General features: G+C 68.9%; 23 protein-coding genes and 1 tRNA gene. 13 read left to right on the forward strand and 11 right to left on the reverse strand.

Going from position 1 to position 24,424, the window contains the following annotated elements:
* The first annotated feature begins 13 nt into the window (after positions 1-13).
* Positions 14-1,303: an HNH endonuclease signature motif containing protein gene (locus NQV15_RS08630; protein WP_232399415.1), complete on the forward strand. Its 1,290-nt coding sequence runs from the start codon at positions 14-16 to the stop codon at positions 1,301-1,303.
* On the opposite strand, the gene serB is transcribed toward NQV15_RS08630, so the two are convergent.
* Entirely contained in the window at positions 1,300-2,511 is a 1,212-nt protein-coding gene (serB, locus tag NQV15_RS08635) for a phosphoserine phosphatase SerB (protein WP_232399416.1), read from the reverse strand. The two genes, NQV15_RS08630 and serB, sit on opposite strands and share 4 nt — an antisense overlap.
* Positions 2,512-2,591: 80 nt before the next feature.
* Here serB and NQV15_RS08640 point away from each other — a divergent pair, with 80 nt between their 5' ends.
* The 4 genes from NQV15_RS08640 (at position 2,592) to NQV15_RS08655 (ending at position 5,918) form a co-directional block, all read left to right on the forward strand.
* Positions 2,592-3,434 (forward strand): ABC transporter ATP-binding protein, encoded by an 843-nt coding sequence (locus tag NQV15_RS08640; RefSeq protein ID WP_232399417.1) that lies wholly within the window; start codon positions 2,592-2,594, stop codon positions 3,432-3,434.
* Positions 3,431-3,901, forward strand: a complete 471-nt coding sequence (locus NQV15_RS08645; protein ID WP_232399418.1) for an NfeD family protein — start codon at positions 3,431-3,433, stop codon at positions 3,899-3,901. The genes NQV15_RS08640 and NQV15_RS08645 overlap by 4 nt, the downstream gene beginning before the upstream one ends.
* Positions 3,901-4,998: an SPFH domain-containing protein gene (locus NQV15_RS08650; protein WP_232399419.1), complete on the forward strand. Its 1,098-nt coding sequence runs from the start codon at positions 3,901-3,903 to the stop codon at positions 4,996-4,998. Before NQV15_RS08645 ends, NQV15_RS08650 begins: the two co-directional genes overlap by 1 nt.
* A 134-nt stretch (positions 4,999-5,132) precedes the next feature.
* Entirely contained in the window at positions 5,133-5,918 is a 786-nt protein-coding gene (locus NQV15_RS08655) for a lytic transglycosylase domain-containing protein (RefSeq protein ID WP_232399420.1), read from the forward strand.
* Here the strand turns inward: NQV15_RS08655 and NQV15_RS08660 are convergent.
* Positions 5,906-6,433, reverse strand: coding sequence for a YbhB/YbcL family Raf kinase inhibitor-like protein (locus tag NQV15_RS08660; protein WP_232399421.1), 528 nt, complete (start codon positions 6,431-6,433; stop codon positions 5,906-5,908). The genes NQV15_RS08655 and NQV15_RS08660 overlap by 13 nt on opposite strands.
* 18 nt (positions 6,434-6,451) lie before the next feature.
* Here NQV15_RS08660 and NQV15_RS08665 point away from each other — a divergent pair, with 18 nt between their 5' ends.
* Complete coding sequence (locus NQV15_RS08665; RefSeq protein ID WP_232399422.1) at positions 6,452-7,255, forward strand: TrmH family RNA methyltransferase; 804 nt, start codon at positions 6,452-6,454, stop codon at positions 7,253-7,255.
* On the opposite strand, the gene NQV15_RS08670 is transcribed toward NQV15_RS08665, so the two are convergent.
* Both NQV15_RS08670 and def read right to left on the reverse strand, forming a co-directional pair.
* Positions 7,203-8,120, reverse strand: coding sequence for a DUF5343 domain-containing protein (locus tag NQV15_RS08670; RefSeq protein WP_232399423.1), 918 nt, complete (start codon positions 8,118-8,120; stop codon positions 7,203-7,205). The genes NQV15_RS08665 and NQV15_RS08670 overlap by 53 nt on opposite strands.
* 85 nt (positions 8,121-8,205) lie before the next feature.
* Positions 8,206-8,805, reverse strand: coding sequence for a peptide deformylase (def, locus tag NQV15_RS08675; protein ID WP_257125111.1), 600 nt, complete (start codon positions 8,803-8,805; stop codon positions 8,206-8,208).
* Positions 8,806-8,968: 163 nt separating this feature from the next.
* Here def and NQV15_RS08680 point away from each other — a divergent pair, with 163 nt between their 5' ends.
* From NQV15_RS08680 to NQV15_RS08695, 4 genes are read left to right on the forward strand one after another with little or no spacing between them, the layout of a single operon-like run.
* A complete protein-coding gene (locus NQV15_RS08680) occupies positions 8,969-10,285 on the forward strand; it encodes an acyl-CoA dehydrogenase family protein (RefSeq protein WP_232399424.1) in 1,317 nt (438 codons plus the stop codon).
* Between the two features lie 13 nt (positions 10,286-10,298).
* A complete protein-coding gene (locus NQV15_RS08685; RefSeq protein ID WP_232399425.1) occupies positions 10,299-11,513 on the forward strand; it encodes an acyl-CoA dehydrogenase family protein in 1,215 nt (404 codons plus the stop codon).
* Positions 11,514-11,549: 36 nt separating this feature from the next.
* Positions 11,550-11,999, forward strand: coding sequence for a MarR family winged helix-turn-helix transcriptional regulator (locus NQV15_RS08690; protein ID WP_232399426.1), 450 nt, complete (start codon positions 11,550-11,552; stop codon positions 11,997-11,999).
* 17 nt (positions 12,000-12,016) lie between these two features.
* Positions 12,017-12,325 carry a DUF952 domain-containing protein gene (locus NQV15_RS08695; RefSeq protein WP_255669930.1) on the forward strand — a complete coding sequence of 103 codons (309 nt, stop codon included), beginning with the start codon at positions 12,017-12,019 and terminating at the stop codon, positions 12,323-12,325.
* On the opposite strand, the gene NQV15_RS08700 is transcribed toward NQV15_RS08695, so the two are convergent.
* Positions 12,303-13,349, reverse strand: coding sequence for a zinc-dependent alcohol dehydrogenase family protein (locus NQV15_RS08700; protein WP_232399427.1), 1,047 nt, complete (start codon positions 13,347-13,349; stop codon positions 12,303-12,305). The genes NQV15_RS08695 and NQV15_RS08700 overlap by 23 nt on opposite strands.
* A 42-nt stretch (positions 13,350-13,391) precedes the next feature.
* Between NQV15_RS08700 and NQV15_RS08705 the strand changes: the two genes are divergently transcribed.
* Positions 13,392-13,751, forward strand: coding sequence for an FKBP-type peptidyl-prolyl cis-trans isomerase (locus NQV15_RS08705; RefSeq protein ID WP_232399428.1), 360 nt, complete (start codon positions 13,392-13,394; stop codon positions 13,749-13,751).
* A 162-nt stretch (positions 13,752-13,913) separates the two neighbouring features.
* Here NQV15_RS08705 and hrpA read toward each other — a convergent pair whose 3' ends face one another.
* The 3 genes from hrpA to ypfJ are packed head-to-tail and all read right to left on the reverse strand — an operon-like array spanning position 13,914 to position 19,167.
* The gene (hrpA, locus tag NQV15_RS08710) at positions 13,914-17,513 is read right to left on the reverse strand and encodes an ATP-dependent RNA helicase HrpA (protein ID WP_232399429.1); all 3,600 of its coding nucleotides are present in this window, start codon (positions 17,511-17,513) and stop codon (positions 13,914-13,916) included.
* Complete coding sequence (locus NQV15_RS08715) at positions 17,510-18,259, reverse strand: CPBP family intramembrane glutamic endopeptidase (RefSeq protein WP_232399430.1); 750 nt, start codon at positions 18,257-18,259, stop codon at positions 17,510-17,512. Before NQV15_RS08715 ends, hrpA begins: the two co-directional genes overlap by 4 nt.
* A gap of 2 nt (positions 18,260-18,261) precedes the next feature.
* Complete coding sequence (gene ypfJ / locus NQV15_RS08720) at positions 18,262-19,167, reverse strand: KPN_02809 family neutral zinc metallopeptidase (RefSeq protein ID WP_232399431.1); 906 nt, start codon at positions 19,165-19,167, stop codon at positions 18,262-18,264.
* A 91-nt stretch (positions 19,168-19,258) separates the two neighbouring features.
* On the opposite strand from ypfJ, the gene NQV15_RS08725 reads away from it, so the two are divergent.
* Positions 19,259-20,539, forward strand: a complete 1,281-nt coding sequence (locus tag NQV15_RS08725; protein ID WP_232399432.1) for a DUF445 domain-containing protein — start codon at positions 19,259-19,261, stop codon at positions 20,537-20,539.
* Positions 20,540-20,948: 409 nt separating this feature from the next.
* Positions 20,949-21,033: transfer RNA gene (locus NQV15_RS08730), tRNA-Leu, on the forward strand.
* Between the two features lie 459 nt (positions 21,034-21,492).
* Here NQV15_RS08730 and NQV15_RS08735 read toward each other — a convergent pair.
* The 3 genes from NQV15_RS08735 to NQV15_RS08745 all read right to left on the reverse strand — a co-directional run bounded on the left by NQV15_RS08735 (position 21,493) and on the right by NQV15_RS08745 (position 24,287).
* Positions 21,493-22,080, reverse strand: a complete 588-nt coding sequence (locus NQV15_RS08735; RefSeq protein ID WP_232399433.1) for a TetR/AcrR family transcriptional regulator — start codon at positions 22,078-22,080, stop codon at positions 21,493-21,495.
* On the reverse strand, positions 22,049-23,587 hold the full coding sequence (locus NQV15_RS08740) for an MFS transporter (protein WP_369413852.1): 1,539 nt from the start codon (positions 23,585-23,587) through the stop codon (positions 22,049-22,051). The genes NQV15_RS08735 and NQV15_RS08740 overlap by 32 nt, the downstream gene beginning before the upstream one ends.
* 202 nt (positions 23,588-23,789) lie before the next feature.
* The gene (locus NQV15_RS08745; protein ID WP_232399435.1) at positions 23,790-24,287 is read right to left on the reverse strand and encodes a MaoC/PaaZ C-terminal domain-containing protein; all 498 of its coding nucleotides are present in this window, start codon (positions 24,285-24,287) and stop codon (positions 23,790-23,792) included.
* Positions 24,288-24,424: the final 137 nt, after the last annotated feature.

Here is a 24,424-nt window from a genome sequence, read left to right on the forward strand (position 1 = left end):
TCGGAGTCCGTCCATGATCCTCGATCAGCTGTCATCGGTCAGTGATGATGTGGCTGCGCTCGAGCCCTGGACGTTGACCGGTGGCGAGGTCAAGCAGGTCGCGATTGCGGTCGCGAGGGCCCGCACGTCGATGGACGCAGCGTTGTCGCGGCTGGCAGGGTGCGCCGAGGAGATGGGTCTTGCCAAGGATGACGGGGCGACGTCGACGACGGTGTGGTTGGCGAACGCCACTGGCATCAGCAAGGGCGAGGCGGCCAAGCTGGTCAGCCTCGCGCGGGTGAGCGGTGTCGAGGCCACCCAAGCAGCCTGGGCCGCTGGTGGGCTGTCGACGGATCAGGCGTCAGTGATCATGAAGGCCATCGACGCCTTGCCGGACTGGTGCGGTGACGAAGAACGCGGCGATGCCGAGGCGCATCTGATCCGCCTGGCTGGCGAGTACGGTCTGGATGATCTGAAGCGGCTGGCGAACAGAGTCCTCGAAGTGATCGACCCCGATGGTGCGGACGAGCACTTGGGTGAGCAGCTGCGCAAGCAGGAGCAGAAGGGCTGGGACGCCACCAAGCTCAGCATCCGTCGCCGTGGAGATGGCACCACGCATGGGGCGTTCACGATCCCCGACGCTGACGCGGACACCTTGCGCGCTGCGCTGGAAGGAATCATCGCCCCACGCCGGACGGCGGCGAATGCTGAGCACCACGGCATGGGCGCCGACGACTGGCTGGCGCTGCCGAGGGACCGCAAGCTCGGGCACGCGTTCACCGAGCTCATCACGCACCTGCCGACAGGGGCTTTGCCGCAGTCCGGCGGGCTGGCGGCCACTGTCGCGGTCACCGTCGATGTCGACGACCTCCGCACCGGGCAAGGCGTCGCCGAGAACACCTCCGGCACGACGATGTCAGCGCGGAAGGCCCAGCGGCTGGCGTGCAACGCTCACCTGGTGGCGCTGTACCTGGAGAACGGCACCCGGGTCATCGACCACGGCATGACCAAACGGCTGTACGACCGCCACCAGCGCCTCGCCCTGGCCGTCCGGGACAAGGGGTGCGTCTTCCCGGACTGCGACCGGCCACCGGCGTGGTGCGAAGCCCACCACCTGAGCTTCTGGTCAGAGGGCGGACCGACCGACCTGAACAACGCGGCACTGTTGTGCCACTTCCATCATTTCCTGGTCCACGAGGGCGAGTGGGAAGCGCGCATGGGCAAGGACGGGGTCCCCGAGATCATCCCGCCACCCCGCATCGACCCAGAGCAGAGACCCAGACGCCACGCCAGGTTCATCCAGCAAGAACCCCGCGCCGCCTAGGAGGCGTCGGCCTCGTCGGCCGCCTCGACCTCCTCGCGGGTGATGCCCAGGAGATAGACGATCGCGTCGAGGTACGGGACGTTGACCGAGGTCCTGGCCTGGTCGCGCACCAGCGGCTTGGCGTTGAACGCGATGCCGAGGCCCGACGCAGCCAGCATGTCCAGGTCGTTGGCGCCGTCGCCGATGGCCACGGTGTTCTTGACCGGGATGCCGGCCTCGCCGGCGAAACGCCGCAGCGACTCCGCCTTGCCGGCCCGGTCGACGATCGGACCGACGACACGTCCGGTCAGCACACCGTCGACGACCTCCAGCTCGTTGGCCGCGTAGTAGTCGATGTCGAGCTCGGCGGCGATCTTCTCGATGATGTGGGTGAATCCGCCGCTGACCAGCGCGAACTTGTAGCCCAGTCGCTTCAGGGTGCGGATCATGGTGCGGGCGCCGGGCGCGTACTGGAGGGTGTCGTACACGCTGTCGAGCGCGGACGCCTCGACGCCGCGCAGCAGCGCCACCCGGGCCAGCAGCGACTCGGCGAAGTCCAGCTCGCCGCGCATCGCCGACTCGGTGATGCGGGCGACCTCGTCCTCGCAGCCGGCGTGGGCCGCGATCATCTCGATGACCTCGCCCTGGATGAGGGTCGAGTCGACGTCCATGACGACCAGGCGCTGCGCGTGGCGCAGGATGCCGTTCTCCTGCACCGCGACGTCGACGCCCTGCTCGTACGCGATCGCGGCCAGATCGGCCTGCAGCTGGTCGGGATCGGCGCCGGAGACCTCCATGCGGATCGCGGTGACGGGATAGCGCGCCATCCGGACGATTCGGTCGATGTTGCCGCCATCGTCCTTGATGCCTTGCGAGATCGCCGCCATGGCCGCGGGTCGCAGCGGCGCGCCCAGCACGACGACCTGGGCGCGGCCCACCCGTCGTGCCCGGTTGTCGCCCGTGCCGTGCTCGACCGTCACCTCCAGCCCGAAGGCCGCGCCGGCCGCACGCACCGTCCGCTCGAGCCCGGCCATGTCGTCGGGGACGGTCAGCAGGACGCTGAGGATCAACCGCCCGCGCACCACGAGCTGCTCGACGTCGATGACCTCGAGGTCATACGGCGCGATCTCGTGGAACAGGCGTGTGGTGACTCCGCTCTGGTCAGGACCCGTGAGGGTCACCAGGACGGTGGGGTCGGTGAAGTGCGACGTGGGCACAGGTTCGGTCATCGCACCCGAGGCTATCGCTGACGCTGCACACGCTCGCGGTAGGTTGACTGCACCGACACGTACCACGACCAGGAGGGTGCATGCCTGCCGCTTTCGAGCTCTCGAAGGTCAGCGTGGTGCGTCCCGGCAAGCTATTGCTCGACGACGTCAGCTGGACCGTCGAGGAAGGCGACCGCTGGGTCGTGCTGGGACCCAACGGAGCCGGCAAGACGACGCTGCTGCAGATCGTCGGCGCCGCGATGCATCCCACGACCGGTGAGGCGCACATCCTGGGCGAACAGCTCGGCCGGACGGCTCTCGCCGAGCTGCGCACCCGGATCGGACACACCAGCACCAAGGTCGCCGACCGCATCCCGCCGGGGGAGTCGGTGCGCGACACCGTGCTGTCCGCCGCGCACGCCGTCACGGGACGGTGGAACGAGGAGTACGACCCCGAGGACGTCAAGCGCGCGGAGCAGACGATGGGCGAGTGGGGGGTGTCAGGCCTGGCCCGGCGCACCTTCGGGACCCTGTCCGAGGGTGAGCGCAAGCGGGTCCTGATCGCGCGTGCGCTGATGACCGATCCCGAGCTGCTGCTCCTGGACGAGCCGGGCGCCGGACTCGACCTCGGCGCGCGGGAGGACCTGCTCGCGAGCCTCGACGTGCTGTCGGAGTCGGAGGACGCGCCGGTCCTGGTCATGGTGTCGCACCACGTCGAGGAGATCCCTGCAGGCTTCACCCACGTGCTGCTGATGCGCGCGGGACGGGTCGTCGCCCAGGGTCCGATCGAGTCGACGCTGACCGCGGAGAACCTCAGCATGACCTTCGGGCAGCGCATCCAGCTCGACCGCGAGGGTGGACGCTACGCAGCGCGTCGGGCAGCATACGGGCGGCGGGCCGACCGGTCCCACGACACGTCAGACACCACAGGGGGAAATGCATGACCGACTGGATCAGGGACAACGCGTGGGCCAGCTGGCTCGCGGTGGCCGTGGTGCTGGCCGTCATCGAGATGATGAGCCTCGACCTCGTGCTGCTGATGTTCGCGGTCGGCGCCCTCGCGGCGGCCGTCGCGGCAGGCCTGGGGGCTCCGGTCTGGATCACGCTGCCGCTGTTCGCGCTCGTGAGCCTCGCGTTGCTCTTCTTCGTCCGACCTCCGTTCGTCGCGAAGCTGCACGACGGGCCCACCCTGCAGACCGGTCACGCCAACCTCATCGGCTCCAGCGCGCTCGTCGTGGAGCCCGTCGACCAGCGGGGCGGCCGCATCCGACTCGCCGGCGAGCTGTGGTCGGCCCGCACCCTTGACCCCGTGCTGCTCGACACTGGAGCCGAGGTCCTGGTCACCCGGATCGACGGCGCAACAGCCGTCGTCACCTCGTCCAGCCCATCGACCCTTCCCAAGGAGTTGTGATGTCCGCAGCACTGATCGTGCTCATCCTGATCGCCGTCCTGGCGATCGTGATCGTCTCGATGACGGTCAAGATCGTCCCCCAGGCGCGCTCCGGCATCGTGGAACGGTTCGGCAAGTACCGCACGACCCTGTCGGCCGGCCTCAACATCGTGATGCCGTTCGTCGACAAGGTCCGGTACGTGATCGACCTGCGCGAGCAGGTCGTGTCGTTCCCGCCGCAGCCGGTCATCACCGAGGACAACCTCGTGGTGTCGATCGACACGGTCATCTACTTCCAGGTCACCGACCCGGTCGCCGCGACGTACGAGATCGCCAACTACATCCAGGCCATCGAGCAGCTCACGATGACCACGCTGCGCAACATCACCGGTGGCATGAGCCTCGAGCACGCGCTGACCAGCCGTGACCAGATCAACTCGGGCCTGCGCGGCGAGCTCGACTCGGCGACCGGCAAGTGGGGCATCCGCGTCAACCGCGTCGAGCTCAAGGGCATCGACCCGCCGCCGTCGATCATCGACGCGATGGAGCAGCAGATGCGCGCCGAGCGCAACAAGCGTGCGGCGATCCTGACCGCCGAGGGTGAGCGCCAGTCGGCGATCCTGACTGCCGAGGGCGACAAGCAGTCGGCCATCCTGACCGCCGAGGGCCAGCGCCAGGCGCAGATCCTCACCGCCCAGGCCGACCGGCAGGCGCAGATCCTCCGCTCGCAGGGTGAGGCCCAGGCCATCCAGACCGTCTTCCAGGCGATCCACGACGGCAACCCCGACCAGAAGCTGCTGTCGTACCAGTACCTGCAGATGCTGCCGAAGATCGCCGACGGCAACAACGCCACGACCTGGATCATCCCGGCCGAGCTGACCAAGGCTCTCGGGACGCTCGGCGGCACGATCGGCTCCATCCCGGTCGACGGCGGCGGCAGCAAGACCCGCGTCGATCTGGACGCCGATGTCGTCGACGACACGGGAGTTGACGAGTCCGCGACCAACGAGGCCGTCCAGGAGGCGCTCGACGCCGCCAAGGCCGCCGAGAACCCGGCGACGACCGCTGCGGACGTCCCGCCGGCCCCGCCGGCGCCGGAGCAGCCCCCGCAGGCCTGACCTCGCGGCTGCCCCGGGGCGGGTTGGTACCCACCCACGGGGCAGCCGTGCCGTCATTGGCAATCACGGTGATACTGGACCCATGTTGCAAAAGCCCCAGGACCCGCGTACCGCGGGCTACGTGAACGGCCGCTTTGGCTGATCGACCTCGCCAGGGGTTCGGGACCCTGGAGCTGGTGCTCGTGGGCGTCGCGCTGTGCGTGATGGTCGCCCTCGGGATCTTCGCCGCGTCCGCGATCACCCAGAGCGCGTCGTCCGGCGGCACGCCGACGCCTGCGGCCTCGCCGGCGGCGCTCGCGCTCGAGCCGGTGAAGCCGGACGCCGTGGCGCCCGCACCGGTCGCGGCCGGGGATCAGGTGGCCCAGCAGTGGGTGCGTGACCTCTCCACCCGCACCGGGATCAGCGAGACCGCGATGCGGGCGTACGCCTCGGCGGTCCTGCGGATCGGCCAGGAGCAGCCCGCCTGCCGGCTGGGGTGGTCGACGCTGGCTGCGATCGGAGGGATCGAGTCGGGGCACGGCACCGAGGGTGGCGCCTACCTGCTGCCGGACGGCCGGACGTCCCAGCCGATCCTCGGCCCCGCGCTCGACGGCACCAACGGCTTCGCGGCGATTCGTTCCACCGCGGAGTCGGTGCCGTGGCACGGCGACCTCGCGTGGGACCACGCGGTCGGCCCGATGCAGTTCATCCCGTCGACGTGGGAGCGCTGGGAGTCCGACGGCAACAAGGACGGCGTCAACGACCCGAGCAACATCTTCGACGCCGCCTACGCGGCCGGGCGGTACCTGTGCACCACGGGCGACCTCAGCACCGGCACGGGCTGGTCGCAGGCGGTCTTCTCCTACAACCACTCCGAGGACTACGTGCGCAGCGTCCTGGCCTTCGCCAACGACTACGCGACCCGAGGTCAGCGCGAGTAGGTGCCGTGGATGATCGCGCGGCCGAGGGTCTTGAACGCCAGGTTGAAGCTGACCACCGCGGGGGACGCCGAGGAGTCGACGCCGAGCGTCTTCTCGCCGACGGCGTGCACCACGAAGAAGTAGCGGTGGACCTGGTCGCCCGGCGGGGGAGCGGCACCGGTGAAGTCCAGTCCACCCATGTCGTTGGCGACGTGGAACGCGCCGCCCGGCAGGCTTTCGTCCGAGGCGCCGGCCCCGGCGGCCAGCTCGGTGACGTCGGCCGGGATGTCGACGGCGACCCAGTGCCAGAAGCCGGACGGCGTCGGGGCGTCGGGGTCGAAGCACGTCACGACATATGACTGGGTGCCCTCGGGAGCACCGTTCCACGACAGCTGGGGCGAGGTGTTGCCCTTGTCGCCCACCTGGTCGTCCTTGAGCGGAGCGCCGTCGGTGACGTCGTCGCTGGTGACGGTGAAGCCGGCGACAGCGGGGAGCAGCGAGTACGGATCGGGTGTGACGGGTCGGTCCAGAGTCATGGGCCCTACGCTAGCGGCGTGGCTCAGATCGTACGACTCGACGGCATCGAGGATCCGCGGCTTCGCGACTACACCGATCTGCGGGACGTCCAGCTGCGGCTGCGGCTGGAGTCCGAGCGCGGGTTGTTCCTCGCCGAGGGCGAGAAGGTCGTGCGGCGCGCGGTGGAGTCCGGGCACCGCCCCCGGTCGTTCCTGATGTCGCCACGCTGGCTGGACGGTCTGGCCGACATCCTCGACACCACGGACGCCCCGTGCTTCGTGCTGGACGATGCGGCGATCGAGCGGCTGACCGGCTTCCACGTGCACCGTGGCGCGCTGGCCGCGCTGGAGCGCCCCGACCTGCCCACGCCCCAGCAGGTGCTGGCGGACGCCCGCCGCGTCGTCGTGGTCGAGGACCTGGCCGATCACACCAACGTCGGTGCGATCTTCCGCAGCGTCGCGGCGCTGGGCTTCGACGCGGTGCTGCTGTCGCCGCGGTGCGCCGATCCGCTGTACCGGCGGGCGATCAAGGTGTCGATGGGATCGGTCTTCTGGCTGCCGTACTCGCGGGTCGACGACTGGTACTCCGCTCCGGACCTGCTGCGCGAGGCCGGGTACACGACCTACGCCATGACGCTGGCCGAGGACTCCGTGCCGATCGACCAGGTGCCGCACGACGTCGAGCGTCTGGCCGTGATCGTCGGGTCAGAGGGGCACGGGCTGAGCGCTCACTGGGAGCAGGCGGCCGATCGGCGCATCACGATCCCGATGGCGGCCGAGATCGACTCGCTCAACGTGGCGTCGTCGGTGGCGGTGGCGTGCTGGGAGCTGCGGCGTCGTTAGTCGTGCCTCCGCTGATCTGCGCCGAGACGCCCAGGATCGCGCTGAGGTAGGTGGCGGTCGTGGCACGGTCCGGCGTGTACGGCAGCGGGCTCGCGCAGTCGTTGCGCTGCCTGAGCAGATCGTCGAGGGCGGGCTTGTCGGCGGCCGGGACCAGCTCGTGCTTGACCAGGATGCGGATCAGCTCGCTGCCGTGGACGAGCCGCATGAGCTCGTCGACGCCCAGCGACGCGCGACGCGGGGAGATCCGCAGCGCGGAGAAGTCGTCGTCGGCCAGCTGCGCGAAAGCCAGGGCCACGAAGCTGTTCCACGCTGCCACGTGCGCCGGGCGGGGGAGCTCGGCGGCCAGGCAGCGGCGGGCCTGCTCGAACTCGTCGACCGCCCGCTGCATCAGGTCGCTGACGTCGTGCAGGACCTCGCGCCGGGACCGGACCGGGGCCGCAGCCGGCGCCGGTGCGGTCAGCGAGATGCCGGCACGCTCGCACAGCGCGGTGAAGGTCGCCACGACGGCAGCGGCGTCCGCTTCGCCGTCGGTGTCGTCGGCACGAGCCAGCAGGTCCGTCTGCGGGACGGGGCCGGCGTCGGTCAGCTCGACCAGGGGCGCGTAGGCCTCCCGCACGATCTGCTGCAGGGTGTCGGCCGGCTGCTCGGCGTCACGGTAGGCGATCCAGGCGTCGGTGGGGCGCCCGTCGGCATCGATCAGCCCGAGGCCCTCGAGGAAGACCACGGCCTCGTCGGCGGCCGACGGGGTGAACCCGTTGGCCACCAGGTGGGTCGCCACGAGCGTGCCCGGTGTCGTCGACTTCAGCACGAGGTCGAGGAGGCGAGACATGTCCTTGACGTCGTGGACGTACGGCAGTGCAGCCATCGGTGTGCCTCCGCTTTTCCCTGTCGCATCACGATATCGGCCGCGGGGTCATCCCCGCGCGCCGTCCAGCCCTTGCCTGCTGGAACTAGTCCTCGTCGACGAGGATCGTGACCGGCCAGTCGGCGGGGTAGTGGTCCGCCAGCTCGGCGTGCTGCTTGTTGAGCTTCTTGCGTGCGCGCTCGGGGACGCGGTCGCCGAACACCGTGCCGAACAGGTGATCGGTCTCGTGCTGCAGGCACCGGGCGAGCAGGCCGGTCCCGACGAACTCGACCGGTTCGCCGTTCTCGTCGAAGCCGGTGACACGCGCGTAGTCGGGGCGGGCGCACTCGGTGAAGGCGCCGGGGAGGGACAGGCAGCCCTCGTCGGCCTCCTCCAGATGACGGTCCTTGCCCTCGGGAAGCGTCAGGACGGGATTGCAGACGACGCCGGTGACCTGGACGTCATCGTCATCGGGGCAGTCGAAGACGAAGACCTTCAGGTCGACGCCGACCTGGTTGGCCGCCAGCCCGACTCCGCGGGCGGCGTACATCGTGGCGACCATGTCGGCCACCAGCGTGCGCAGCTCGTCGTCGAACTCCGTGACGTCACGCAGCTCGTGGTGCATCACGGGGGTGCCCCACCGCGTGATGGGGCGGACGGAGCCGTCGCCCGGAAGGGGGCGGGACTGTGAAGCGGTGGTGGGCACGCCGGATCTCCTCGGTTCAGAATCGGTTCAAGGTTATCGACCGGGTCGGCGGCGCGTTGCCCTGGTGTCCGCGAACACCGAGGATTAGCATGGTCGGAGGGTGCAACTCTCAGTTACACTCGTTGTCGGGTCGGCGTCGACCCATCCGGACCTAGGAGATCCTGTGGCCACTCGTCGCGATCCCATGGGGATGGGGTTGGCTGTCCTCAACCGCATCGCCAGCTCATCGGCGTTGGACAGGCTCGGGCTGCGCAAGCCAGCCGAGCGCGCGGTCTACGAGGGCGCGAAGGGCGGTTTCCGGGTCGCGGGCGCCACCAGCCGCGCGTTCCGGTCCGTGGCCGGCGGCGGCAGCCCGCAACGCCTCGCGCGCACGGCCGACAGCGGCGTGTTCGACCTGGAGCCCACCGAGGACCAGGCGATGATCGTCGGCGTCGTCAAGGAGTTCGCCGCAGAGGTGCTGCGTCCCGGTGCCGCGGAGGCGGAGGCGTCCAATGACACCCCCAAGGAGGTGCTGGCCCAGACCGGCGAGTTCGGCCTCACCCTGCTCAACATCCCCGAGAGCCTCGGCGGGCTGTCGGAGGACCGTTCGGCGGTCACCGGGGCTCTCGTCGCCGAGGCGCTCGCCGAGGGCGACATGGGGCAGGCCGTCGCGTGCCTGGCGCCGGCCGCGGTCGCGACGGCGATCTCGCTGTGGGGCTCGGCAGCCCAGCAGCAGACCTACCTGCCGGCGTTCGGGGGCGATGACGTGCCGCCGTCGGCCTTGGCCATCGCCGAGCCGCGCGTCCTGTTCGATCCCTTCGAGCTGCACACCACTGCGGTCGGCAACGCCGACGGCTATGTGCTCAACGGGGTCAAGTCCGGCGTCGTCCGTGGCCACGAGGCCGAGTTGTTCGTCGTGGCCGTCGACCTGCAGGGACGAGGACCCACCCTGGTGCTGGTCGAGTCCAGCACCCCCGGAGTCGCAATCGAGGCCGACCCCAGCATGGGTCTGCGGGCCGCCGGGCTGACCCGGCTGGTCCTGCAGGACGTCCAGGTGCGCGCCGACGCGATCCTTGGTGAGGGCGCCGCCGACGACTACCGCGAGTGCATCCGCCTCTCGCGCCTGGCGTGGGCGAGCCTGGCCCTGGGCACCGGTCGCGCCGTGCTCGACTACGTGTCGGACTACGTCAAGACGCGTTCGGCCTTCGGCGAGCCCATCGCCCACCGCCAGGCCGTCGCGTTCATGGTCGCCAACATCGCGATCGAGCTGGAGGGCATGCGCCTGGTGACCCTCAAGGCCGCATCACGTGCCGAGCAGGGGCTCGACTTCTCCCGCGAGGTCGCCCTCGCACGCCGGCTGGCAGGGGAGTACGGGATGAAGATCGGCACCGACGGAGTCCAGCTGCTCGGTGGCCACGGCTTCGTCAAGGAGCACCCGGTGGAACGGTGGTACCGCGATCTGCGGGCCGTCGGCCTGATGGAAGGAGCAGTCCTCATCTGAGGGCGGACATCCCATGATCAACCTCGAGACTCCTCGCAAGTTCCGCCCGTTCGTCAAGCAGGCCCACCAGGTCGCCCAGGAGTTCCTGCGCGCCAACTCGCGCAAGTACGACCTCGCCGAGCATGCCTACCCCCAGGAGCTGGACCTGCTCGCCTCGCTCGTCGACGGGATGGCCGACTCCGGCCAGGGACAGGGTGCTGGTGCCGCGGGTGTCCGCCGCAAGGACGATGACGCCGGCTCCGGCAAGATCCGCAACGGCACCAACATGGCGTCGGTGCTGTCGGTCATCGAGATGTGCTGGGCCGATGTGGGCCTGCTGCTGTCGATGCCGCGTCAAGGGCTCGGCAACTCCGCGATCGCCTCGGTCGCCAACGACGAGCAGCTCGAGCGCTTCAAGGGCACCTGGGCGGCCATGGCGATCACCGAGCCGAGCTTCGGCTCGGACTCCGCGGCGATCACCACGACGGCGGTCAAGGACGGCGACGCGTACGTCCTGAACGGGGAGAAGATCTTCGTGACCTCCGGCGAGCGCGCCGACTCGGTCGTCGTGTGGGCGACCTTGGACAAGTCGCTCGGCCGGGCGGCGATCAAGTCCTTCCTGGTGCCCAAGAGCCTGCCCGGCATCCGGGTGGAGCGACTCGAGCACAAGCTGGGCATCCGCTCGTCCGACACCGCCGTGATCGTGCTCGACAACTGCCGGGTGCCCGCGGAGAACCTGCTGGGCAACCCCGAGATCGACACCAAACAGGGCTTCGCCGGCGCGATGGCGACGTTCGACAACACGCGGCCGCTGGTCGCCGGCATGGCAGTCGGCTGCGCCCGCGCGGCGCTGGAGGACACCCGCAGGCTGCTCGAGGAGGCCGGTGTGGTCATCGACTACGACCGTCCCGCCCAGGCGCAGTCCTATGCCGCGGCGACGTTCATCACGATGGAGGCCGACTGGGAGGCAGCGCTGCTGCTGACGCTCGAGGCGGCCTGGCTGGCCGACAACCGCCGGCCGAACTCGATGCAGGCGTCGATGGCCAAGGCGAAGGCCGGCCGGGTCGGCAACGAGATCACCCTGCGCTGCGTCGAGCTGGCCGGGACCCTCGGGTACAGCGAGCACGAGCTCGTCGAGAAGTGGTCGCGGGACTCCAAGATCCTGGACATCTTCGAGGGGACGCAGCAGATCCAGCAGCTCATCGTGGCGCGCCGTCTGCTCGATCTGACCTCGTCCGAGCTGCGCTGAGACCGGGCGGCTCGGGCCGTTCTATAAGATCCACCCATGACGAATCAACTCCCGGCCGGCGTCGACGTGGATTTCGAGCTGACCAGGTTCGTCCGGCGGGTACGCAGCCGGTCCTTGCGCAACCTCGCCACCATCCACCCCAAGCTCGACTACGGGACGTTCACCTTCCTGCTGGCGATCGTTGACGCCGAGGACGGGATCCGCGGCTCGGAGCTCGCCGACCAGATCGGCGTCCACAAGTCGACCGCCAGCCGTGCGGTCGCCACGTTGGAACGCCTCGGCCTGGTCTCCCGCGTCCCCGATCCGGACGACGGACGGGCCCAGCTGCTCGTCGCCCAGCCCGTCGCGCACGAGCGGGTGGGGGAGTACCGCCGATCCAGCCACGAGATCCTGCAGTCGCTGGTCGACGACTGGTCACCCGACGAGATCGCCTCCTTCGCGCGGAGCCTGTCCCGGCTCAACGAACGGGCGGAGAAGGAGCTCTGAGGATCTACCACCTCGCGCTGGCCGGCGCGTGGCGCGAAGCCCTGAGGACTGGGACGTACACGGCGTCCACCCTCGGACTCGACCTCGCCGACGTGGGCTTCATCCACTGCGCGCAGGCCCAGCAGCTCGCCGGGGTGCACGAGCGGTTCTACGCGGATGTGGCCGACCAGCTGCTGCTGCTCGAGATCGACACCGACCGCCTGACTGTCCCGTGGCGGCTCGACGACGTCCCGGGCCAGCCCGACCCGTTCCCGCACGTCTACGGCCCGCTGGACGTCGCCGCCGTCGTGTCCGCCGAGCCGTTCAGAGGGTCAGCATCGTCTTGATGGCCGTGCGCTCGTCCATCGCCCGGTAGCCGTCGGCGACCCGGTCGAGCGGCAGCGTCAGGTCGAAGACGCTGCCCGGGGTGATCGTGCCGGCCAGCACATCGGGCAGCAGCTGCTCGATGTAGTGGCGGACCGGCGCGACGCCACCGGCCAGGCCGATGTTGCGGCCGAACATCGCCGGGACGTTGATCTGCACGTCGTGCGGGACGCCGACATAGCCGATGCGGCCACCGGGACGTGCGGAGAACATCGCCTGCTTCATGCTGTCGCCCGTGCCGACGCACTCCAGGACGAAGTCGGCGCCGATGCCGTCGAGGATCTCGCGCACGGCGGCGGCCCCCTCCGTGCCCCGCTCGGCGACGATCTCGTCGGCGCCGAACTGTCGGGCGAGGCGCTGACGGTCCTCGTGGCGGGACATCGCGACGATGCGGGCGGCGCCGAGCCGCTTCGCCGCCAGGACCGCACTGAGACCGACTGCGCCGTCACCCACGACGGCCACGGTGCTGCCCGGGGTGACACCGGCCGATACGGCGGCGTGGTGCCCGGTCGGGAAGACGTCCGAGAGGGTCAGCAGCTGGGCCACCATCTCCTGGCTCGGCTGGGAGGGAGTGGCCACCAGGGTGCCGTCGGCCCAGGGGACCCGGACCAGCTCACCCTGGCCGCCGTCGACGGCGTGCCCCTGCTTGTCGTCGCGGCCCCAGATGCCGCCGTTGACGCAGGACGTGTGCACGCCGCGCTCGCAGAGCAGGCAGGTGTTGTCGGAGAACGTGAACGGGGCGATGACGAAGTCGCCCGGCGTCAGGGTCGAGACGCTGCTGCCGACCTGCTCGACGATGCCGACGAACTCGTGGCCGATGCGGACGGGCTCGTCGACCGGGTTGATGCCCCGGTAGGGCCAGAGATCGGAACCGCAGATGCAGGAGGCGACGACGCGCACGACGGCGTCGGTGTCGAGCTGCAGCTGGGGAGCGTCGACCTCGTCGAGGCGGATGTCACGGGACGTGTGGAGGACGGTGGCACGCATCTGGCCATTCTCGCAGTGGGACCGTGTGGAAGGATCGAGGACATGACTGACAAGCCTGAAATCGACTTCATCGAGGGCCCCGCGCCCACCGAGCTCACGATCACCGACCTCATCGTCGGCGATGGCCCCGAGGCCGTCCCCGGCGGACTCGTCGACGTCCACTACGTCGGCGTCGAGTTCGACACCGGCGAGCAGTTCGACTCCTCCTGGGACCGCGGCCAGTCGGCCAAGTTCCCGCTGCCGCAGCTGATCGCCGCATGGCAGCAGGGCATCCCGGGCATGAAGGTCGGCGGTCGCCGCCAGCTCATCTGCCCGCCGGAGCTCGCGTACGGCCCGGCCGGCGGCGGACACCGCCTCTCGGGCAAGACGCTCGTCTTCGTGATCGACCTGCTCGGCGTCTGACCCACCGCCTCCCGGGGCGCCGCGGTTTACCACGGTCCCTCCGCAAACGTCGTCCGCCCAAGGGAGATTTCCCCGGGGCGGACGACGTTTGCGTTGGGCGGACGCCCGCCGGCGACGGTTTGCCGAGGGACCGTGGTAAACCGTCGCGGACGGGCGGAGAGGCTAGAGCGCGTCGACCAGGGCCGTGACGCGCTTGACCGAGACCGGGAAGGCCGTGCGCAGGTTCTGGGCCAGCAGGCTCAGGCGCAGCTCCTCCAGCGCCCACCGGACGTGCTGGACGTCCGGCGAGAGCCTCGCCCACACGCTCAGGTCGGCGGTCCGCGCATGGAACCGGGCCTCCAGGTCCTGTGCCGCGAGCAGATCGTCGGTCAGCGGCGCGTCCAGGCGGCGGCGGGCAGCCTGCAGGTACAGCGGCAGGCGGCGCAGCTGGTCGACGCCCGCATCGCGGATGAACCCGGGGTAGATCAGCCACGACAGCTGCACCCGGACGTCCTCGCCGGCCTCCGTGCTGGGCAGGGGAGTCAGCTCACCGAGCGCCCGCAGGGTCGCCAGGACGCTCTGGACGGCTCGCTCGGTCTCGTCGTAGGCCTCGGCGCGCACGGTGTCGTGCAGGAGCGAGAAGGTGACCTCGTCCCACACCGGTCCGCCGTGACGAACGACCAGGGCCTCCAGCGCGGCCAGCCAGCACTCCTCGATGACCGCCGCGGCGTCCTTGTGCGGGCCCGTGGACAGCAGCAGCTTGGCGTGCAGGTCCAGGGACCGGCCGAGCTGCGTCACGGGCGTGGCCAGTGAGAACGAGAGCAGGCGTGCCTGCCCCTTGATCATCGCGACCTTCTGCTCGACCGCGCTGTCCAGGATCCGCAGCGCCACCGAGGTGCCCTCGTCCACCAGCGCCGGGTAGCCGGTGACCTGTCCGGCGGTGATCGCCGGCTCGATCGTCCCGACGTCCCAGCTGCGCAGCCCGGCGCGCTCCTCCTGGCGCGCGACCTTCGTCAGGTCGGCGCGGATGTGGCTGGACAGCTCGGCGCGCAGCGCGGCGAGGTCCTTGCCGCGCGCGAGCTCCGTGGTGCCGTCCATGACACGGAACGTCACCCGAAGGTGCGGCGGCAGCGAGTCGAAGTCGAAGTCCGACGGCGACACGACGGTTCCGTTGAGCAGACGCATCTGGCGCGCGAGCTCCTCGCTGAGGTCGGACGCATCAGGGTCCATCGCCTCGACCAGGCGCGGGGCGAACTGGCTGGCGGGGACGAACTCGCGCCGCAGGCGCTTGGGCAGCGACCGGATGAGCTCGGTGACCAGCTCGACGCGGTGGCCCGGGACGTGCCAGTCGAAGGCGCGGTCGTCGACCGTCATGAGCCGGTCGACCGGGAGGTCGACGGTCACGCCGTCGTCCTGCATGCCCGGCTCGAAGGCGTACGTCAGCGGATACGACTCGCCGTCGGAGTGCCACTCACGGGGGAACTCCTCCTCGGCGCCGTCGGTGTCGTTGCTGAGCATCGCGGGGTCGAAGGTCAGCAGGTCGGGCTGGTCGCGCTGGGCCTTCTTCCACCACGAGTCGAAGTGGCGGGTCGAGACGACGTCAGCGGGGATGCGCTGGTCGTAGAACGCGTACAGCGTCTCGTCGTCGACCCGCAGGTCGCGCCGGCGCAGCCGCTCCTCGAGCTCCTCGACGCCGGCGATCATCTTCTGGTTCGCGGCGAAGAACTTGTGGTGCGTGCGCCACTCGCCCTGGACGAGCGCGTGCCGGATGAACAGATCGCGCGACGTGATCGGGTCGATGCGGCCGAACTGCACCAGGCGGTCGGCGATCAGCGGGATGCCGAACAGCAGCACCTTCTCGCGCGCCATGACGGCACCGCGGCGGGTCGACCAGTGCGGCTCGCTGTAGACGTGGTTGACGAGGTGCTCGCCGGCGGCCTCGACCCACTCGGGCTGGATCTTGGCGGCGGTCCGTCCCCACAGCCGGCTGGTCTCGACCAGCTCACCGACCATGACCATGCGAGGCGGCTTCTTGGCCAGCGCGGAGCCGGGGAAGATCATGAACTTGGCCTGCCGCGCGCCGAGGTACTCCCGCCCGTCGGCGTCCTTGAGCCCGATGTGCGACAGCAGGCCCGACAGCAGCGCCTGGTGGATGCGGTCGGGGTCCGCGCCGATCGCGCCGGGCTTGAGACCCATGTCCTTGGCGGTGCGGCGCAGCTGGGAGTGGACGTCCTGCCACTCGCGGATGCGCAGCCAGTGCAGGAACTCGTCACGGCACAGTCGCCGGAACGCCGAGCTGGACAGCTCGTCGCGCATCTCGCGGATGTACTTCCACAACGTCAGGTACGACAGGAAGTCCGACGTCGGGTCGCGGAACCGGCGATGCTTCTCGTCGGCGGCCTGCTGGTGCTCCAGCGGTCGCTCACGGGGGTCCTGGATCGACATCGCGGACACGATGACCAGGACGTCGGCCAGGCAGCCGAGCTTGTCGGCGGCCAGCAGCATCCGGGCGAGCCGTGGATCGGTCGGCAGCGTCGACATGCGCCGGCCGATCTTGGTCAGCCTGTTGCCGCCCGCCGTCGACGTGTCGAGCGCGTTGAGCTCGTACAGCAGGTTCATGCCGTCGCTGACCGCGCGGGAGTCCGGCGGGTCGAGGAATGGGAAGTCCTTGATGCTGCCCAGGTCGAGCGAGGCCATCTGCAGCAGGACCGAGGCCAGGTTGGTGCGCTGGATCTCCGGGTCGGTGAACTCCGGGCGGCTGTCGTGGTCCTCCTCGGAGTACAGCCGGATGCAGATGCCGTCCGCGACGCGACCACACCGGCCGGCGCGCTGGGCGGCGCTGGCCTGGGAGATCGGCTCGATGGGCAGACGCTGGACCTTCAGGCGCTGGCTGAACCGGGAGATGCGGGCGAAGCCCGGGTCGATGACGTACCGGATGCCCGGCACCGTCAAGGACGTCTCGGCGACGTTGGTGGCCAGGACGATGCGGCGTCCCGGGTGGCTGCTGAAGATCTTCTGCTGGTCGGCGGCCGCGAGGCGTCCGTACAGCGGCAGGATCTCGGTGCGCGGGTACTTCTGGCCGGCGAGGAACTCCGCCGCGTCGCGGATCTCACGCTCGCCGGACAGGAAGACCAGGATGTCGCCCTCGCTGGGCAGCTCGGCCACGGCCTCGGCGATGGCCTCGAGCTCGTTGTCGGCATCGGACTCCAGGAGCGGTCGGTACCGGATCTCGACGGGGAACGTGCGGCCGCTGACCTCGATGACGGGGGCGTCGAACATCTCCGCGAAACGCTCGACGTCGATCGTCGCGGAGGTGATGACGACCTTGAGGTCGGGACGCCGGGGGAGCAGCTGCTTGAGGTAGCCCAGCAGGAAGTCGATCGACAGTGACCGCTCGTGGGCCTCGTCGATGATGATCGTGTCGTAGCGCGACAGGCGCCGGTCGCGCTGCAGCTCGGCCAGCAGCAGACCGTCGGTGACCAGGCGGATCGCGGTGGCCTCGCTGGTCTGGTCGTCGAAGCGCACGGCGTAGCCGACTTCCGCGCCGAGGTCGACCTCGCACTCGTCGGCGATGCGTTTGGCGACCGAGCGTGCGGCGATGCGACGGGGTTGGGTGTGGGCGATCGCGCGACGTCCCAGCTCGTAGGCGATCTTCGGCAGCTGGGTGGTCTTGCCGGATCCGGTCTCGCCGGCCACGACGACGACCTGGTGGTCGCGCATGGCGGCGGCGATGTCGTCGTGCCGGTCCGTGATCGGGAGGGCACTGTCAAAGGCGATCTTCACTTCAGGCCAAGACTATCGGCGAGCAGCAAGTAGCCGACGAAGGCCACGATGTCGATCAGTGCGTGGGCGATGACCAGCGGCATGACCCGGCCCGTCCGGTGGAACCAGTAGCCGAACACCAGGCCCATGACGAAGTTGCCGATGCCGGGGCCGATGCCTTGGTAGAGGTGGTAGCTGCCGCGCAGCGCCGCCGCCGCGACGATCGCCGCCGTCGTGCCCCAGCGCAGCTGGCGCAGGCGGGTCATCAGGTAGCCGATGACCACGACCTCCTCCAGCACGGCGTTCTTGATCGCCGCGAGGATGAGCATCGCGCCGGTCCACCAGTAGGTCAGGTCGGGTGCCGGGATGATCTCGGTCGTGATGCCCAGGGCGCGGCCCAGGAAGTAGAAGCCGAGGCCGGGGATGCCGATCAGCGCGGCGAGCGCGGTGCCCGAGGCGAGATCGAACCAGGGCCGCGTGGCGTCCAGGCCGAGCCGCCGGGTCACCCGTTCCTTGACCGGGTCCAGCGACAGCAGGTACAGGACCAGAGCGACTGGCACCAAGGCGAAGCCGATGCCCAGCACCTGGTAGATGAAGTCGAAGACCTCACGGTTGTCCTGCGTGGAGTTCAGCGAGGCGGTCTGGTCGCGCAGGCCGCCCGGCAGCGTGGCCTTGCGGATCAGGTTGACCAGTGCGTAGACCCCGGATGCGCCGAGGGACAGGCCGATGACGATCCAGATCTCGATCTTCAGCCGGCGATCGGACACGGTCAGAGGTCGTTCGTGCTGAACGTGTCGCAGCCGTTGATGGTGCCGCCGTCGTAGCCGGCCATGAACCACTTGCGGCGGGACTCGCTGGACCCGTGCGTCCAGGTCTCCTGGTTGACGCGTCCGCCGCCCAGCTCCTTCTGGATGTGGTCGTCGCCCACTGCCGACGCCGCCGACAGGGCCGAGTCGATGTCCTGCTGGGTCAACGGCTTGAGCAAGGTGTTGCCCTCGGCGTCCTGGGTCGTGGAGGCGTGGTGCGCCCACACGCCGGCCAGGCAGTCGGCCATCAGCTCGATGCGTACGCCGCCGCTGGTCGGGCCGGTCCGGCCGTCCTGGCCCTTCGCGAGCAGGCCGAGGATGTTCTCGACGTGGTGCCCGTATTCGTGGGCGACGACGTACTCCTGCGCGAGCGCGCCGTCGTCGGCGCCGTACTTCGAGCTCAGCTCGTCGAAGAAGCTCGCGTCGATGTAGACCCGCTCGTCGCTGGGGCAGTAGAACGGGCCGGTCTGGTTGGACGCCGTCCCGCAGGGCGACTGCGTCGCGCCGGAGTAGATGACGGTCTTGGCGGCGCGGTACTGACGGCTCACATCGGCCGGCAGGGCGTCGTTCCAGTAGTCCTGGACGCTGTTGACGGTGCCGATGATGCGGCAGGTGTCGTCCCGGTTGGCGTCGGCGCCGGTCTTGCACTGGTCGAAGGACGTGGCCGACTCGGTGCCGCCGGTCTGCACCTGGCTGGTGTCGTACGGGTTGGCGGTGCTGCCGCCGAGGATCGACGGGTCCACGCCCAGGAACACCGCGACCAGCGTGATGACGAGGCCGCCGATGCCGCCGCCGATCGCGAGCCCCCCGCGGGAGCCGCCACCGGTCACCTGGCTGGTGTCCAGCCGGGACCCTTCGTTGAAGCTCATCGACCTGCCCCGCTGCGTGCGCTCATGACGAGTCATCCTACGCAGCGCCGCATGCAGCGCATCAGCACGAAAGCGCCGTTAGGGTCGTCGTGTGACCTCGACGAACGCCGGTACCAGCTTCGCCATGCCCGATGCCCTGTCGGCGGGTGATGCCGCGCGACTGCGCGGGTTGCGCCGCATGCGGGCGCTGGCGCTCTCGCTCCTGATCCTGGCGGCGATCATCTACGTGCTGACCCGTGAGCACGACACCGGGTGGCTCGGGTACGTCAACGCCGGGTCGGAGGCCGCCATGGTCGGCGCGATCGCCGACTGGTTCGCGGTGACGGCGCTGTTCCGGCATCCGCTGGGCCTGCCCATCCCGCACACCGCGATCATCCCCAACCGCAAGGAGACGCTGGGCGAGAGCCTGCAGGAGTTCGTCGCGGACAACTTCTTGAAGGAGGACGTGATCCGCGAGCGCATCGCGTCCGCGGGTGTCAGCCGGCGTGCTGGGGAGTGGGTCGTCAACCGGCACCATGCCGACCGCCTGGTCGCCGAGGGATCGCGGATCCTCGCCGACGCCCTGGGGCACGTACGCGAGAGCGATGTCGCCGCGGTCATCCAGGAGGCGCTGATCCCACGGCTGCAGGACGAGGAGCTCAGCCCCGTCGTCGGTCAGCTGCTGGAGGAGGTGCTGCGCGACGACGCGCACCGCGGCCTGGTGGACCTCGCGGTCGACGAGCTGAGCCGCTGGCTGTCCCACAACGAGGCCGAGGTCGCCGCGCTCATCGAGAACCGCGCGCCGTCGTGGACACCCCAGTGGGTGGACAAGCGGGTCGCCACGTGGGTGCACGAGCAGGTCGTGGAGTGGGTCGCGGACATCGGCCGCACCCCCGACCACAGCGCCCGTCTGGCGCTCGACAGCTGGCTGCGCGACCTGGCCGACGACCTGCAGCACGATCCGGACACGATGGAGCGTTTCGAGCGGCTCAAGGTGCGGATGCTGTCGCAGTCGCGCATCACCACGACGTCCGTGCACCTGTGGGAGGCGCTGCGCCGGGCGCTGATCGGGTCGCTGGGCGACGAGAGCGGTCTGCTGCGTACCCGGGCCACCGAGGAGCTCGAACGCCTCGGGCACCGCCTGATCGAGGACGAGACGCTCAGCGCCCGCGTCGACCAGTCGATCTCGAACATCGCCGCCTACGCGGTCAACAACTACGGCAGCGAGGTCGCCACGATCATCTCGGCGACGGTCAACCGGTGGGACGGCAAGGAGACCGCGGATCGCATCGAGCTGCACGTCGGGCGAGACCTGCAGTTCATCCGCATCAACGGCACGGTCGTCGGTGGTCTGGCCGGCATCGTCATCCACGCGATCTCGACCGTTCTGTAAGACGCGCACTTGGTCCCTTGCGCGGGGCCTGATGCCGGGCGTAGAACTGACCGAAGGTTCTTCCTTCGGGAAGACGGGGACGGTTTCAGGATCAGGCCCATGGCCGGCGGCGCGAGCCAATGGGAGCCTCCGGTGATGCGGCAGGTGGGCCTGGCGAAGGACCGCACCCGAGCGAGCACATCACGCTCGGTCACAGGGAGGCCCCGGGAATCTAGGTCCCGGGGCCTCGCCTGCATTGTCCCGCATCGCCCCGGTGTGACAAGAGGGAACATGGACATCGCCGCGCTGCAATCGCAACGATCTCCGCTCAGGGTTGATGGGTCGTGGCCCACCGGTGGAGCCCGGTGTTCGGACACCGGGGAGACCTTTGCTAAAGTTCAGTGCTGCACCGCGCTTGATCAGAGCGCATGTCCGGGTGGCGGAATGGTAGACGCGCTAGCTTGAGGTGCTAGTGCCCTGTTAGGGGCGTGGGGGTTCAAGTCCCCCCTCGGACACGGAACATATTCAGAGGGTGGTTCTCCGGTAATTCGGGGTGCCACCCTCTTTCCGGTCCAATGCTGCCCTGGCTTTGACGGATGCCGAAGGGCCCAAGTTCGTGTCGCTCGCTCCTGAGATCTCGGCCGTCGTATGCCAGTGGGAATCGCTCCGCGCTCCGAACCCGCGCAAATGAAATGATGAAGAGAATCTGGGTGGTCCCGTCCGCTGCGACGTGCTCGTACTTTTTGGGCGATGAACACGTGCATCGGCACGATTGGTTCATGCGCTTGGGTACGGGACCAGACGTGCTCGTCGTCGGCTGCGCGACGGTGCGTTAGCTCCCAGCCCAAACTTGGGTTTTCGGGGTCGAGTAGCGGCCTGGCACGTTCGCACATGCCCCACGGGTAGTAGTCGGGGTATTTGTCATTGCGGAGGATGGCCTCGATAGGTGTGGGTGATGGGTTTGGCCAGTCGTCTCACTGCACGCTGTCGTCGTGTGTCTCGGTGAGGGCCAGGAGTTCCTCGCGTACTCGCGCCAGATGGTCAGCAGTCAGGTAGGCGCAGTTCATCGCGGCGACCAGACCTTCGGCCGCATACCGGATGGCTAAAGCCCGTCCGATGGGTAGGCCGTCGGCTTCGAACGCGGCTGTCCAGGCTTGGGCATCTGCGGCCTGCGCCGCATTGTGGGAGGCAGTGGCAATGTGGGTTCCCAGTACTGCATACAGGCCAGTGGGACTAGCGGCGTGAGTCAGGTATTCGCTGTCTCCGGTGAAGGCGCGCACGTAGGCGCGGGTGAACTTGCCGGGGCGGTTCTCAGTGATGTCGATCTGGGCTCGCACCTCTTCCCACGTGCGCATCACGGTGTGCTCGAACACCGCTTCGATCAGGATGTCCCGGGTCCTGAAGTGGTGCAGCAAGCCGCTCTTGGTGACTCCTGCGAGGGTGGCGATCTCGGCGAGGCTGACGCCAGCGCCTTGTTGTTCGATCGCCTGCTCGGCGGCTTCGAGGATCATCCGGCGAGTACGCTCGCGGTCACGCACCAACGTTCGCTCGGGCTGGGTCATTGGACACCTCCTTGACTGGGTGTGAGGGAATCACGCGCCACGCGACAACCGCTGCCACGAGCAGCAGGGCGGCTGCGACGAATGACGTTGACTGCATGGCCGAGGCGAACGCGTCCTGCGCGGCGGTGATGGCTGCACCGTTTTCGACGGCGGCTATGGCCGAGGCCAGTGAGTCGTCGAGTGCCTCGGCGTCGGTCGAACTCAGGCCGTCGGGTAGTTCAAGTCGCGATCGGTACATCGCCATCTGGATGGATCCCAGGACAGCGATGCCCAGCGCCCCGCCGAGTTCAAAGGCCGTCTCGGCTACGGCGGCCGCAGCACCGGAGCGCTCCTTTGGCACGGCACTGACCACCGCGTCTGTCGACAGAGTCATCGCGATGCCGATGCCGAGACCGACGACGGCCAACGAGACACCCAGCCCCCAGAATGACGCCCACAGTGTGGTTGCGCCGATACCGGCCAGGCCGAGTGCGCCTAGGCCGAGTCCGATCCCTATGGAGCGGCCGGCGCCGAATCGGGCGGCCATGAACCCGATCACGGCAATCACGGCCATCGAGGCGAGGGTCGCCGGAAGTTCAAAGAGTCCGGCCTTCAGCGGGCCGAGGCCGCGCACCATCTGTAGGTATTGGGAGAAGAAGAACAGTAGGCCGAGGAAAGCGAAGATCGACAAGGCGTTGGCGGCTACTGCACCGGAGAAGGCAGGGACCCGGAACAGTGAGATGTCCAGCAGCGGAGTGGTGAGGGTCTTTTGGCGGCGCGCGAACGCCCATCCAGCTACGAGGCCGACGACTGCGGCGAGCACGACCGTGGAGTCGAGTCCGTTGCCGATCCAGTGTTTGATGGCGTACACGGCCGGCACGATCGTCATGATCGAGAGAACGGAAGACAATAGATCGATCCGTTGATTATCGGCGCCGCGGGACTCGGGCAGCAGGAACCATCCGGCGATCAATACCAGGGCCATGATTGGCACGTTGATCAGGAACACTGAACCCCACCAGAAGCGCTCCAGCAGTAGCCCACCCACCAAGGGGCCGAGGGCAGCGCCTGCTGTGGCGCCTACTGACCACAGGGCGATCGCACGGGTCCGCTGAGCGGGGTCCGTGAAGAGATTGCGGATGACCGACAGGGTGGAGGGCATCAGTGTGGCTCCTGCGACGCCGAGCAGGGCGCGGGCTGCAATCAACGTTTCGGCGTTGTGTGCAAAGGCAGCCAAGATCGATGCGGTACCGAAGGCTGCGCTACCGATCAGCAGGAGGCGCTTGCGGCCGATTCGGTCGGCGACGTTGCCCATCGTGATCAGCAGTCCTGCGAGCACGAATGCGTAGATGTCGCCGATCCACAGCACCTGGTTTGCCGTGGGGGACAGGTCCTCGATCAGTGATGGGACGGCCAGGTAGAGCACCGTGCCGTCGATGGCGAGCAGCATGACTACAAGGACAAGTACTCCGAGCGCCAGCCATTCGCGGGGGCCAGCCAGACGGGGGGCGGATTGCTGACTACTCATGGGCGAGACATTAACAGACCAGATGGCTTGTAAAGCCAACCGTCTGGTCTTTATTCGAGATCAGAACCCCTCACTTTGGCGTCCCTAGGACCCGACGGACGATCCCCGAGGCGCGGGCCGTGATGCTCTTTGAAGCGCTCTGCTGCATGCCCACGCGGATCCATCGTGTGCCAGTCGTTCTCACCGTCCATGCCCCTGGTGGTTATGGGTGGCGGGCCCCAAGCGCAACGGCTTCAGCGGGCGGAGAGTCGTCGGGCCGGGTGGCAACCATCAGACCGATGCGACCTCGTTGAACGGGTCGGTCGTGCTGGTTGACGAGCACGAGTGACCGGTCCAAGATCCCCGCGTCTCCACGGCTGGTCAGACGGGTGCCGATGATCTCCAGCTCGCAGCGGACGGTATCGCCGGCCACGATCGGGGCCACGAAGCGCCAATCGTCGACGCCGAGCAGCGCAATCGAGCACGTCTCGAAGATGCCCAAGCGAGAGAGCAGACCCAGGGCCACAGATGTCCCGAGGATCCCGTGCGCGATCGGCACGCCGAATCGGCCGCTGGCGGCGTGGACGGCATCTGTGTGGACGGGGTTGGTGTCCCAGCTCCACGCAGCGAAGCTACCGATGTCGGCCTCGGTGATGGTGCGACCCTGCGTGATGAATCGTTGCCCCACTTCGAAGTCTTCGAACCACCATGGTCGTGTCATGTGAGAACTCCTGGTTGATGCGCTGGGTGACATGGATTGCTGATTGACATGGGCGAACGTGGATCCCAGTGTCCGCCGATTGGCGGGAACGGTCCGCCGTCATGCGGGTAGAGGTGGAGGCCGCCTGAGTGAAGCAT

The organism is Aeromicrobium wangtongii (assembly GCF_024584515.1).
Taxonomy (GTDB): Bacteria; Actinomycetota; Actinomycetes; order Propionibacteriales; family Nocardioidaceae; genus Aeromicrobium; species Aeromicrobium wangtongii.